The following is a 12,027-nucleotide window of genomic DNA, read 5'->3' on the forward strand; positions in this document are numbered from 1 at the left end:
TACTATGAAAGTCCAAGAAGTCAAGCCCGAAGGACGCAGACTGATTGGGTAACTTTCATTAAGGGCGGCGCACAATGTCCACAAAGTGGACGTTTGTGCGTGTAGTTTACACTTCTTCCGGAAAGCCGTCCCGTCAAGACTTCGCAGTCTCCTGTTCTCTATAGGACATCGCCAAAGCCGCAAGTTCCGGCTTCCTCCTCTGCAACTCCGGCACGTCCATGTGTAGGGAATACATCGCAAAGAACGCATCCAATTCCCTCTCCATATTCTGCTGCAGCAACTGCAAGAACGACGTAAGACGCCCGCCCACGGAATACTCTTCCAAAGCAGCGAAATACGCGCCTCGATTCTTCAACTTGATGGAAGTCGGCGGAAAACCCTGCGCCAGCAAATGATAATTCATAAGAAGACGCGCCGTCCGCCCATTTCCATCTTGAAACGGATGAATCCTAACAAACTCCGCATGAAGCCATGCCGCCTTTTCGAGCGGATCGGCAAAATCGTCATGCTCCATGCGATAGGCGAAATCCTTCATCGCCTCCCACACCTTGCGCGGATTCGGCGGCACATGACGCGCACCGCGGATATACACGGGAATATTGCGATAAATGCCGCCGACGCCCCGCGCGGGAACGACTCTTTCATGAACGTCCTTGATGATGCCTTCCGTCAGAGGAACGTGCCGCTTCACGCAATCCTTGACAAACTGCCACGCTTCTGCGTGGCCGCGCACTTCATCCAATTCGCGCAGTGTCGTTTCCGTCGGAACAATCTTGTCGGCAAGAATCATCTTCGTTTCAATCAAGGTCAGGGTGTTTCCCTCGATGGAGGTCGAATCGTGCGTAAATTCCACGAGAAAATTTTCTTCCCAATCCTCCTTCTCAAAGTCGCTGAGTTTGGGAAAGACCTCGCAAAAAAGCTCGACCTTCTTCTCCAAACTTCCCATCACGCCTCACCTCCGTCTCTTGCATCTCACAACTCCAAACATATCTCCCACATTGGTTTTCATTTAGGCAAAAACAACCAATTCATTGCTTCTCCACAGAATCCCCCCAACTCCCTGTGGATAACCAGTGAATGATTGAGCGCATTTCAAGGTTTATCCACAGTGTCACCTTTTTTATCCACAAAAAAATGTGCATAACGGCGATTTTTTTACTTTTCAGGGCTAGTCAAAGGACAAAAAATCGTGTATAATACATTTTATGTTCAACCCAATACTGCTCATGTAACTCAGTTGGTTAGAGTGTCACCCTCACATGGTGGAAGTCGGGGGTTCGAGTCCCTCCATGAGCACCAGAATCTTCGCCGCTGCGCCTCGCGCAGCGGCTTTTCTTTTATATCCGACAATTTGCTATCCTTGCGCCGCCCGATAGAGCAGAAGCGCCTGCCGCACGGTCTGCCTGAGATTGCGGCACGCCGTTTCTTCCTCCATCGCTTCTGCGACCGTCATCGGCAGGTGGAGAATCGGGAAGTAGGCGTCAATGCCTTCTTCGTTCACCGCCTCGGCATCGGGCAGGGCGCAGCCGCACAGCGCAATCGCCTTGAGTTTCGGACTCTTCATCTTGGCGAGCTTGGCGACGCCGACCGGCGCTTTTCCCATCGCGGTCTGCCGATCCATGCGCCCCTCTCCCGTCAGGAGAATGTCTGCGTCCGCGAGCGCCTTCTCTATGCCCAAAGCGTCGAGCACGAGCGTGATGCCGGGCTTCAACTCCGCCTTGAGAAACGAGTGAAAAGCAAAGCCGAGCCCGCCCGCCGCTCCCGCGCCGGGCACCTGTGCACCCTCGATGCCAAGTTCCTTTTCCGCCAATCCAGCGAAAGCCTGGATCGCCGCATCCATCTCCTCGACGATCTCAGGCGTCGCCCCTTTCTGCGGACCATAGACATGCGAGCAGCCCAAGGGGCCATAGAGCGGATTCGTCACGTCGCAGGCAACGTGGATGCGGCACTCCTTAAGCGCAGGATGAAGCCCCGCAAGGTCGATGCGCCGCACGGCGGCGACATCGCCGCCCGTCCTTCCCACAACCTTTCCCGCCGCATCGAAAAAGCGTGCGCCGAGCGCCGTGAGCATGCCGAGTCCGCAGTCGTTCGTCGCACTGCCGCCGATGCCGATGATGAAGTCACGGCAGCCGCGATCGATGGCGGCGAGCATGAGTTCGCCGAGTCCGTACGTCGTCGTGCGGCGCGGATCGCGCTCGGCTTCGGGCACGAGCGGCAATCCTGCCGCATCTGCCATTTCGATGACCGCCGTATGCGACTCGGGCAGGAAGCCGAAACGGCTCTCGACGGGCTTTTCCAAAGGGCCCGTGACGGCAAGATGCACGACCTCGCCTGAAAGTCCCTCGACAAGCGCATCGACCGTGCCCTCGCCGCCATCCGCCAGCGGAAAAACCTCCACCTCGGCCTCGGGAAACACCTCGCGTGCCGCCTGCGCCGCCGTCTCGCCCGCCGTAAGAGAGGAAAGACTGCCCTTGAAAGAATCAATCGCCACGATGATTTTCATGATTTCCCGTCCCATTTCATTTGATGCCCTTCGCCTTGCCCCAGTCGCTGATTTTCTTGTAGAGCGGCACGGGCACATGATAGCGTTCGCCGAGAGCGACGATGCGGTTCACGAGTCCGTCGAACTCGGAAAGTCCTCCCTTTTCCACATCGCGCTGCATGCTCGTCTTGAGTCCTGGCTCGAACGCATCGATGAAGGCGATGCCCGTCGCCACGAGGTCCTTCTCGAAGACAATCCCCATCGCCTTGCCGAGCGCCTCGACCTCACGGATCAGGCCAAGATACGTGTCGCGCACCGCGCCTTCCTTCTGAAACGCCTCGCTCGTCGCGTCGTGATAAAGCCCTGCCGCGCCCATCGGCGAGACAAATCCGAACTTCGTCAGCGCATCGCGGCGGATGTCGAGGCTGTAGTGTCCGCGAATGTCAGCATCCTGCAGGAGCTTTTCGAGCGCCTTCGCCTTCGCCTCCAAGCGTTTATCCTGATCGGGACGGAAGCCGAAGATCACGCGCAGGATCTTCTGCGGCTGCTCCAATACGCCCGGCGCCTTGAGATTGCCGAAGATGTAGATGCAGCCGTCGAGCACGGTCAACCCCGGCAAATCCTTCTGCATGACCTCACCCGTGCCGAAGACGTTCAAGATCGGGATGATGAGCGTATCGGAGCCTGCCGCACGCTTCGCGAAGGCGATGGCGTCGGGAAGCGCGTAGTACTTGCAGCAGACGAAGAGCACATCGGGCGTTTCATCGTAAGCCTCCGCCGTCTGCGCCTTCACGTTCTTGATATGGAGCGTGCCTCGGTGCGCTGACTCGATCGTCAGACCATTCTTCTGCAGAGCCTCCAAGTGCCTGCCGCGTGCAATCAACGTCACATCGTGCCCCGCGAGCGCGAGATAGCCGCCGAGCACCCCGCCCGTGCCGCCCGCGCCGAACATCGCAAATTTCATTGTAAATGCCTCCCTCCGTATAGTAGGAATCTGCTTGCAAACTCCTTTGATTATATCATAAATCATCCAATAGAAAATCAAGAATATTCACATTGCGGATTCCATTGAAATCCTTGATGTACGACTTGTCCATCGTCAGAAGCGTCTTCTCGTACTGATCGGGAATCGCGGCAAGGGCACGCAGCTCGCGCTCTCGCGTCGCTTCTTCCAACGCCGTGGCAGCCACTTGGAAATACTGCTTGCGATCGGTGCGCTGCGCCACGAAATCCACCTCCATCCGCCCGATCCTGCCGACGCCGACCGTATAACCGCGCCGCAGAAGTTCCAAATAGACGATGTTCTCCAAAATATGCCCGTAATCGCCGTCACGAAAGCCCAGCAAAGCGTTGCGGATGCCGTTGTCGACGATATAATATTTCTCCTGCGTCTTCAAATACAGCTTTCCCTTGATGTCATAACGCGGCGCACGATAAAAGATGAACGCACGCTCCAATGTGTGCAGATAATTGTCGATGGTATATGCGCTGGCCTTCCTTCCATGGCTCGTCAGATAACCGCTGATGCGACTGCTCGAAACGGGACTGCCGATATTGTCCGCGAGAAAACGAAGCATGTGCGAAAGGAGCGCCGGATCGCGCACAGCACTCCTTTCCACGACGTCTTTCAGCAAGACCGTATGATAAATCCCCGACAAAAAGAGTTCGATCGTCTCATCCTGCTGCGGCAGGCCGGGAATCGCGGGCAAGCCGCCGTAGCGCAGGTACTGCGCGAAAGCAGCGTCCCGATCCTTTTCGCCCTCGGGCAGGAAATCCATGTACTCGCGAAAGGACAGCGGCAGCATCTGAATCTCCACATAGCGTCCCGCTAGAAGCGTAGATATTTCCGAAGAGAGCAACTTCGCGTTCGACCCCGTGATGTAAATATCGGCGACGCCCTCGACAAAAAGCGAATTGATCGCCTTTTCCCAATGCTCTACCTGCTGCACTTCATCAAGCAGCAAATACACCTGCTTCTGTGTACCGATTTCTTCCTGCACCCGTCGATAAAGCTGCCGATAATCGTGAACGTCATCAAACATCATGGACTCGAAATTCATGCGAATCACTTGCTCTTGACGCACACCATCCTGCAATAGCCGCTCCGCCAGCATGGTGAGCAACGTGGATTTTCCCGCGCGCCTCATGCCTGTGATCACCTTGATGATGGGTTGGCGCACAAATGCGAGCAGTCGATCTAAGTATAGCTTACGAATAATCATGTTTTATCACCTTTTTCTATTATACTGATAAAACTTTTATTGTTCAAGGTTTTTTTCAATATACTTTAGAAATATGCACCAATTTTTCTCCTTGCTCATATTTTCCCTCTTCCTGCCCTTGGGAAAATTCAATTCTTATGGTATAATAAAAGACGATTAGATAATGCAGGGAGGCTTTTGTCATGGGAGAGATACCACAGGCCGCTTGGGTCGTCATATCGATCATCGGTTTTTTCGTCGGTCAGTACGTCGTCATGGCGGTGCTACACCATTTCGGCTATTCCATCCGCGTGCTTTCCTCCGGGAAGATGAAGAACACGTTCGTGCTGGGCTTCGCCTTTACGATGCTCGCCGCATGGCTGCCCGTTGCCATCCTCTGGATCTTGGGGCCGCGCTTCGTAGAAGCGACGGGATATCCGCATTCCTTCATCGCGATCACGGCAACGGCGCTGACGATCACACTCCTCTACATCGCGTGCCGCCGCACGGAAGGCGCTGTAGAGATGGTGGATGAAGAGGAACTTGCCGCCTTCAAGGCGCGGGCAGTCGCGCGCGCTCGCGAAGAGAAGAGGAAGCGCGACGCCATGATCGCCAAGGTCAGGGCGCTGCAACGTTGAAAACGCACTGCAAAAAAATACGGCAGAGGCTTCGCAAAAGCCCCTGCCGTATTTCCTTTTCATCAGAGTGCCTTGAATGCCTGCTCCAAATCGTAGAGAATGTCGTCAATATGCTCCGTACCGATGGAAAGGCGGATCGTACCAGGCGCGATGCCGCTCTTTTTCAATTCCTCCTCATTCATCTGGGAGTGCGTCGTGCTCGCCGGATGGATGACGAGCGACTTCACGTCGGCAACATTGGCAAGCAGGCTGAATACCTTGAGATGGTCGATGAACTTCTGCGCCGCCTTGCCGCCGCCCTTGACCTCGAAGGTGAAGATGGAGATTCCGCCCTGCGGGAAGTAGCGTTCGTAGAGCGCATGATCGGGATGCGAGGCGAGCGAGGGATGGTTGACCTTCTCGACCTGAGGATGTTTCGCGAGATAGTCGACAACCTTCAAGGCGTTCTCCACATGGCGCTCAACGCGCAAGGAAAGCGTCTCAACGCCCTGCAGCAGAAGGAACGCATTGAACGGCGAGATCGTCGCGCCCGTGTCACGCAGAAGGAGCGCACGCAAATAAACGACGAAAGCGGCGGCGCCGACGTCCTTCGCAAAGGAAAGGCCATGGTAGCTCGCGTTCGGCTCGACGAGCCACGGAAAGCGCCCCGATGCCGCCCAGTCGAACTTGCCGCTGTCGACGACGATGCCGCCGAGCGTCGTGCCGTGACCGCCGATGAACTTCGTCGCCGAATGGACGACGATGTCCGCGCCGTGCTCGATGGGACGCAGTTGATACGGCGTCGCAAACGTCGAATCGACGACGAGCGGAATGCCGTGCTTGTGCGCAACGGCGGCTACCGCCTCGATGTCGACGAGGTTCGCATTCGGATTGCCGATGGACTCGATGTAGATGACCTGCGTATTTTCCCGAATTGCCGCCTCGAAGGCCGCCGCGCCGCCTGCCGGATCGACAAACGTCGTCTCAATGCCGAAATCAGGGAAGGTGTGCGCAAGAAGATTGTAGGTGCCGCCGTAGATCGTCGTCTCAGCGACGATGTGCTGTCCCGCATGAACGAGTCCCTGCAGCGCTGTCGTCACGGCCGCTGCGCCCGAGGCAAAGGCGAGCGCCGCGACACCGCCTTCAAGCGCCGCCACACGTTTTTCGAGCACGTCCTGCGTCGGATTCATGAGCCTGCCGTAGATGTTGCCCGCATCCTTCAAACTGAAACGATCCGCCGCATGCTGCGAATTGCGGAACACGTATGACGTCGTCTGGTAGATCGGCACAGCGCGCGAATCCGTCGCCGGATCGGCTTCCTCCTGCCCGACATGGAGCTGCAGGGTTTCAAATTTATACTTTCTCTCGTCGCTCATCAAAATCTCCTCTTTCCTCGGGCTTGCCCGCAATACAAGAAAACATACCTGATTCATAGGTTAGACTTATTATAGCACAATATCATACTTTGTCAATAGGTTTTATAAACGATTAAACCGCCGCGAATGCTCATCTGTGCAAATCTGGTGATTACATCTGATTCGTGCTTTGTTAAATTTAAAAGAAGAGTCCTATGCAACAATATGTTTCAAAGGGCTCTTCTTTATTATACAGTTAGTCAGATTGCATTCCTAGAAAAGTTTATACTCAGAGATGATCAAACGGCTTGTCCGGCAGATTGTCCATCGGGAACGCGCCGCGCGTGGCGGCATTTGCGGCTTCGATCGCCTGATGTGCGAGGTCGATCGAGAGGCCGAGCGTCCTCATGCACTGATCGGGATTGTGGAAGCCGACGCCGTTTTCGGCTTCGACGTAGTCCCAATACCACTGCGCTTCGCGAATCAGCTCACGCGCCGGAGCGAGCTGCTCGTCGGTCGCACCGGCTTCCGCCGCCGCCTTGATGGCGAGGTGCGCCTTGGCGCACGTGATGCCCGCCGTCCTCTGCAGCTTGAAGGTGTTGTCGTGGATCGTCTTGACGCGTGCGATGAGCACTTCCTTGCTTTCATCGTGGCACTTGAGGCATGCGTCCTCGACGTACTTCAACGGGCTGGAAATATAGTGCGACGTGTACTTCTGCCCGTTCTTGCGCATGTACGGCATGTGGCAGTCGATGCAGGTGACGCCCGCATCCGCATGGACGCTCGTCTTCCAGACGTCGTAGTCGGGATGCTGCGCCTTGAGCATCATCGCGCCCGAGTCGGGATGCTTCCAGTCGCCCTTGAAGCCGCCCGGCAGATCGGTGCGCTTGTAGTACTCGTACATCTGCTCCGCCGTGTAGCCGTTGTCGCGCGGGAACACGACGCGGCCCTTCTTGCCCTGCTCGAAGTAATACTCCGTATGGCACTGGCCGCAGACGAGGGCGCGCTTGTCGTTGTCGCTGAGCTCGTCCCATGTCTTGCCCCAGTTGCGCTCAAGATCTTCGATCTGCGCAGGAATGACGAGACGCAGCTTCATCGTCTTGACGTCGTGGCACGTCGCGCAGGCGATCGAAGCGTCGTTCGGCACTTGATCGGCAAGCTCCTTGAAATCCTTCAGCGTGTAGTCCCAGCCCATCGTGTCGAAAAAAACGTCTTTCGTATAGGCGCTCTTACAGGTGATGCAAGAGCCCGACTGATTGACCTTGGTCGTGCGCAGCGAGTTCTTGACGTCCTCAAGCGCGTAGACATGGCCGCGGTCATCGTCATACTGCAGGGAAAAGGCATAGCCCTTCCAGTTTTCGATCATCTCGGGTTCGTCCATGAGCCTCGAATGGACGCCAGAACTGCCGTAGCCCGTCGGGGTCGGCGAATCGCTCGCCGTCATCTGATACGATTCGTATTCGAGCGGATATGCCTCCTTGAAGGCTTCCATGCCGAGATGGGCATTGTTCTCCGTCGGTATCTGAGCGAGCTTGACGGAACTCGATGGCTGGGCGATGCCGATGCGCACGATGACGAAACCGAAGAACGCAACGCAGACGACGATGACGCCCAGCAAACACTTTTGCAGCTTACTCAACTTTGATCCCTCCTTCCAGGTGATTGGAGCCATGTGCCACGCTCCTGTGGCACTTCAGGCAATCGGTATTGGCGTCCATCGGACCTGCGTGGACGACTGCCATCGTCGCGCTGTGGCAGCGCAGGCAGTTGCCGTTCACGATCTTTTCTGCGTCTTCCGAGATGCGGATCTTGGCAGGATAGTCGCGCTTCAGCTCGTGGTAAACGTCGATCATGCCGCTTCGTCCCTTCTCGACGAAGTACGCCGTCATGCTGTCGTGCGGCAGGTGGCAGTCCACGCACTCGCGCTCCCGGTGCGACGATTCCATGAACGTCGCCTTCTCCATCTTCATCGCATGGCACTGTCCACAAAATGTGGGAGAGCCGGAAAACGACAGCCCCGCCGAAGTGCAGACGGAAAAGATGACGCCTGCGGCGAAGCCTCCGATGATGCACTTCAGCGTGTTCTTCTGAAAGAATTCCTTTGCTTCCAATCCCCTTCCCTCCTTTCCATAAACAAAGGGGTTCGTCTCCTCAAAAATATATGCCTAGCATCTCCTCCTTAGGGCGCACGATGTGCCGAAAAAGGTGAATGCCGCACCGAGCCACAGAAGCCAGAGCAGTGGCTTGTTGCTGACGGACGCCGTCAGCGGCAGCCGTGCTTCCTCCTCGATTGCCGGCAGTATTTGCAGCATGATGCTCTTCTTGTCCTCGGAGATGCCCAAGAGGCGCAATCGCCTCTTGCCATTGAGAACGGCAAAGGATTCCGTCGCCGCCTTCATGCCTGCAGCCGTCAAACTGACTTCGGCGAGGTCGACGGTCTCGCCGTCAGTGACGGCGATGTCCGCGAGAAAGAGGCGGCGGCCCTCATCATCGGGCTCTTCTTCTATGACATGCTCCAGACGGTAGGCTACATCCCCCTCCAAAATGGCCTTGCCGCGCTGCAGCACGATCTCGTGACCGACGGCAGCAGGCGAGGGAGCAATGTAGATGTCGCCCGCCGCGCCGTGCGCGATAGCAGGCTCTCTCGCCGCATCCTCGCCGCTCGCACTGAGTTTCGTCAAGGCGCGCACTTCCTCGCCGTCGACGCGGAACACATACTCCTTCTCCCTGCGGCTTTCAGAAAGATCCATGCCCTCGTAGAGAATCGAGTTTCTGCCGAAGGACTGCGGCTCATCCGGCACAAACTCAAGCGTCGTGCTCGTTCCCGCCGCGGCGAGCGCTATCGTAAAAAGAGCCAGAGCCGCGCCCGCGTGTGCGACGGCTGCGGCAAGGCGAAGTGCACCGCCGCGCCAGGCGAGAACACTCGCGAAGACGGCGGCAGCCGCAGCGCCCGCGAGGACGAGCGAGGAGACTTCTCGGACGCCTGCGAGTCCTGCCGCCGCCGCACCCGCGAATATAGCACCGATGAGAGCCTTTGGCAGCGATGCCTGACCCTCGCCATAGTGCAGCAAGGAGCCAACTGCCATCGCAAGCAGCATACAGATGGCGAGCGGCAGGCTCGTCTTGACGTAGAAGCCCGTGTCGACGGCGGCGGAATCGCCGCCAAGCCCTGTGAGAAGCGGCATCGACATGCCGATGAATACGATGATGGCGAGAAAGGTCAGGGCAAGACAGCCGAGCAAGAGGAAGAATTCGCGGCTTCGATGCACCGGGTACGGGGAGCCTTTGGGGAACTTTCCCGCACGCCAGACGAGAAGCGAAAGCCCCGCCAGCGCTACGATCGCATCGACGGCGACGAGCCAGAGGCCGACGCCCGTGCCGCTGAAAGAATGCACGGAGAAGTCGCCCAAAAGGCCGCTTCGCGCGAGGAACGTGCCGTAGAGCGCAAGCGCATAGGAGAAGATAGCAGAAAGGTGAGCGAGTGCGAGATTCGTCGGGCGCACGCGAGCGGCAGAGAGCAGGTGGACGAGGACGCCCGCCGCGAGCCACGGCACGAGCGAAGAGTTCTCCACGGGATCCCAGCCCCACCAACCACCCCAGCCGAGCACCTTGTACGCCCAGAAAGCGCCGACGAAGATACCCGCGCCGAGGAGCGCCCATGCAGCGAGCGCCCAGCTTCGCGCAAGCGCGAGCCACGCCGTGCTGTCCGCCTTTTCAGACAGCAGCGCCCCCAAGGACGCCGCATACGGCACGGCGAGCAGCGCGTAGCCAAAGAACACGAGCGGCGGATGAATTGCCATCCATGGGTCTTGCAGGAGCGGATTCATTCCCGCACCGTCAGCAGGCGTATAGCCCTCCGTCACAGCAAACGGACTGTAGAAGAGGACGAGCGCCGCCAAAAGAGCCTGCAGAAAGAAGAACACGGCCTGACCTGCATTCCCGAGCCGTGCGCGAAGGGCAAGCGCCGCGCCCGCCGCCGCATGGAAGAAAAGCCACAAGAGGAATGAGCCTTGCTGCCCTGCCCAGAAGGCAGAAACCTTGTAGACGAGCGGCAGATCGAGCGAGGAATAGCTCCACACATAGTCGATGTCGAAGCGATCGTGCAGAATCAGCCAGAAGAGCCATGCGCTCGCCAAGGCCGCCGCGAAGAAGGAGGCGAGTGCGAGCGCCTTGCCCGCCGCCGCCTTTCCGCGCCCCCACGAAACTGCCGCCGCCAGCGCAAAGATGAGCGAGAGTACGAGGAATGCCGTGCCGGCTGTCATAATGAACCGCCTTTCATCTTCTCATACTTCGACGGACACTTGATGAGCAGCCGATCCGCCTCGAACGCGCCGTCCTTGTACGAGCCAACGGCGACGATGTGATGCGCCGAACGGAATTGGTCAGGCTCTGTGCCGTGATAATGCACTTCCATCTTTTCTCCCGATTCATCGACGAGTCCGAAGACGAAATCCTTCCCCTTCTGCGCGGGCGCGGGAGCATCCGGATCGAGCAGCCCCTTGACCTGCACGGAGCCGTGCGCCGACCGCGCCTCAGCGATGTCGACATAGGGCGTGATGCTGTCGGCGAACGCCCAGCCCGCATAGAGGACGAAGAGGGCGATGAGGCCGAAGAGCACATACGATTTTTTCATGCGTCAGTCCTCCTTGACAGACCGAAAGAGCAGTGCGAAATAGAGCAAGGTCGCGTCGACAAGACCGAGCGCGAGCACGCCGAGCATCAACGGCTCCATTGCCACATGTGCGCCGCTGTTCAACAGCGGCTCAGGATGCAGCGAGAAGTAGAGGCGCGGCAGAAGGAAGACGAGGAACGGCACGGTCAGAAAGGAAAAGAGCGAGTAGACCGCCGAGACGAGCGCACGTCCGCGGTTTTCGGGCACCGCCGAGCGCAGCGTGAGATATGCGCCGTAGATGAGGATGAGTACGAAAATTGTCGTCTGGCGCGGATCCCAATTCCACCATGCGCCCCACGAAAGGCGGCTGAAGAGCGCGCCCGTCGCCGTGGCGAAGATCACGAAGAAGAAGCCGAGCTTTGCCGAGCGTGCGCTCAGCGCATCGAAGCGTTCCCTGCGGCATCGCAGGAAGCGAAGCGCCCACCACGCGCTCAGAAGAAAGGCGAGAACCGAGACCCACGCCGCCGGGACATGGAAGAAGACGAGGCGCACATAGTCGCCCAAGCCTTCTGCGGGCGGTACGAGGAAGAACACAGCGGCAAAGAGCGCTGCTGTCAGCACGATGATGAGGACGCGAAGCATAGATTCACCCCTTGTTCTTGGGAATCACTGATAAATTCAGCCACCCATCTTCACACATCTGCGTTGTCCTCTCGTCGTCGACAAATCCTCGACGTAGCACCGCTACGCCTGCGGTTTG

Annotated in this window: 11 protein-coding genes and 1 tRNA gene; 2 read left to right on the forward strand and 10 right to left on the reverse strand. The window is 57.8% G+C overall.

Going from position 1 to position 12,027, the window contains the following annotated elements; all coding sequences use genetic code 11:
• Positions 1-133: 133 nt before the first annotated feature.
• Complete coding sequence (locus QZ177_RS10090; RefSeq protein WP_294177337.1) at positions 134-946, reverse strand: Fic family protein; 813 nt, start codon at positions 944-946, stop codon at positions 134-136.
• Between the two features lie 276 nt (positions 947-1,222).
• Here QZ177_RS10090 and QZ177_RS10095 point away from each other — a divergent pair.
• Positions 1,223-1,299: transfer RNA gene (locus QZ177_RS10095), tRNA-Val, on the forward strand.
• A gap of 55 nt (positions 1,300-1,354) precedes the next feature.
• On the opposite strand, the gene QZ177_RS10100 is transcribed toward QZ177_RS10095, so the two are convergent.
• The 3 genes from QZ177_RS10100 to QZ177_RS10110 are packed head-to-tail and all read right to left on the reverse strand — an operon-like array spanning position 1,355 to position 4,704.
• The gene (locus QZ177_RS10100; RefSeq protein WP_294177321.1) at positions 1,355-2,503 is read right to left on the reverse strand and encodes a glycerate kinase; all 1,149 of its coding nucleotides are present in this window, start codon (positions 2,501-2,503) and stop codon (positions 1,355-1,357) included.
• A gap of 16 nt (positions 2,504-2,519) precedes the next feature.
• On the reverse strand, positions 2,520-3,446 hold the full coding sequence (locus tag QZ177_RS10105) for a 2-dehydropantoate 2-reductase (RefSeq protein ID WP_294177322.1): 927 nt from the start codon (positions 3,444-3,446) through the stop codon (positions 2,520-2,522).
• Between the two features lie 55 nt (positions 3,447-3,501).
• On the reverse strand, positions 3,502-4,704 hold the full coding sequence (locus tag QZ177_RS10110; RefSeq protein WP_294177324.1) for an ATP-binding protein: 1,203 nt from the start codon (positions 4,702-4,704) through the stop codon (positions 3,502-3,504).
• Between the two features lie 182 nt (positions 4,705-4,886).
• Between QZ177_RS10110 and QZ177_RS10115 the strand changes: the two genes are divergently transcribed.
• On the forward strand, positions 4,887-5,321 hold the full coding sequence (locus tag QZ177_RS10115; RefSeq protein ID WP_294177326.1) for a hypothetical protein: 435 nt from the start codon (positions 4,887-4,889) through the stop codon (positions 5,319-5,321).
• 62 nt (positions 5,322-5,383) lie between these two features.
• On the opposite strand, the gene QZ177_RS10120 is transcribed toward QZ177_RS10115, so the two are convergent.
• The 6 genes from QZ177_RS10120 to ccsA (QZ177_RS10145) all read right to left on the reverse strand — a co-directional run bounded on the left by QZ177_RS10120 (position 5,384) and on the right by ccsA (QZ177_RS10145) (position 11,909).
• Positions 5,384-6,676: an O-acetylhomoserine aminocarboxypropyltransferase/cysteine synthase family protein gene (locus QZ177_RS10120; protein WP_294177328.1), complete on the reverse strand. Its 1,293-nt coding sequence runs from the start codon at positions 6,674-6,676 to the stop codon at positions 5,384-5,386.
• 268 nt (positions 6,677-6,944) lie between these two features.
• Positions 6,945-8,294: an ammonia-forming cytochrome c nitrite reductase subunit c552 gene (locus tag QZ177_RS10125; protein ID WP_265070210.1), complete on the reverse strand. Its 1,350-nt coding sequence runs from the start codon at positions 8,292-8,294 to the stop codon at positions 6,945-6,947.
• Positions 8,287-8,766 (reverse strand): NapC/NirT family cytochrome c, encoded by a 480-nt coding sequence (locus tag QZ177_RS10130; protein WP_009645019.1) that lies wholly within the window; start codon positions 8,764-8,766, stop codon positions 8,287-8,289. Before QZ177_RS10130 ends, QZ177_RS10125 begins: the two co-directional genes overlap by 8 nt.
• A gap of 54 nt (positions 8,767-8,820) precedes the next feature.
• Entirely contained in the window at positions 8,821-10,917 is a 2,097-nt protein-coding gene (ccsA, locus tag QZ177_RS10135) for a cytochrome c biogenesis protein CcsA (protein WP_294177332.1), read from the reverse strand.
• The gene (locus QZ177_RS10140; RefSeq protein WP_264919672.1) at positions 10,914-11,288 is read right to left on the reverse strand and encodes a cytochrome c maturation protein CcmE; all 375 of its coding nucleotides are present in this window, start codon (positions 11,286-11,288) and stop codon (positions 10,914-10,916) included. Before QZ177_RS10140 ends, ccsA (QZ177_RS10135) begins: the two co-directional genes overlap by 4 nt.
• A gap of 3 nt (positions 11,289-11,291) precedes the next feature.
• Positions 11,292-11,909, reverse strand: coding sequence for a cytochrome c biogenesis protein CcsA (gene ccsA, locus QZ177_RS10145; RefSeq protein ID WP_264919673.1), 618 nt, complete (start codon positions 11,907-11,909; stop codon positions 11,292-11,294).
• Between the last annotated feature and the right edge of the window lie 118 nt (positions 11,910-12,027).

It is taken from the genome of uncultured Selenomonas sp. (genome assembly GCA_905372355.1).
Classification (GTDB): domain Bacteria; phylum Bacillota; class Negativicutes; order Selenomonadales; family Selenomonadaceae; genus Selenomonas.

Coding starts and splice junctions, on each gene's coding strand:
- ccsA (WP_294177332.1), bottom strand. CDS start 10,917: ATGACAGCCGGCACGGCATTCCTCGTACTCTCGCTCATCTTTGCGCTG.
- ccsA (WP_264919673.1), bottom strand. CDS start 11,909: ATGCTTCGCGTCCTCATCATCGTGCTGACAGCAGCGCTCTTTGCCGCT.
- QZ177_RS10115 (WP_294177326.1), top strand. CDS start 4,887: ATGGGAGAGATACCACAGGCCGCTTGGGTCGTCATATCGATCATCGGT.
- QZ177_RS10140 (WP_264919672.1), bottom strand. CDS start 11,288: ATGAAAAAATCGTATGTGCTCTTCGGCCTCATCGCCCTCTTCGTCCTC.
- QZ177_RS10090 (WP_294177337.1), bottom strand. CDS start 946: ATGGGAAGTTTGGAGAAGAAGGTCGAGCTTTTTTGCGAGGTCTTTCCC.
- QZ177_RS10110 (WP_294177324.1), bottom strand. CDS start 4,704: ATGATTATTCGTAAGCTATACTTAGATCGACTGCTCGCATTTGTGCGC.
- QZ177_RS10105 (WP_294177322.1), bottom strand. CDS start 3,446: ATGAAATTTGCGATGTTCGGCGCGGGCGGCACGGGCGGGGTGCTCGGC.
- QZ177_RS10120 (WP_294177328.1), bottom strand. CDS start 6,676: ATGAGCGACGAGAGAAAGTATAAATTTGAAACCCTGCAGCTCCATGTC.
- QZ177_RS10100 (WP_294177321.1), bottom strand. CDS start 2,503: ATGAAAATCATCGTGGCGATTGATTCTTTCAAGGGCAGTCTTTCCTCT.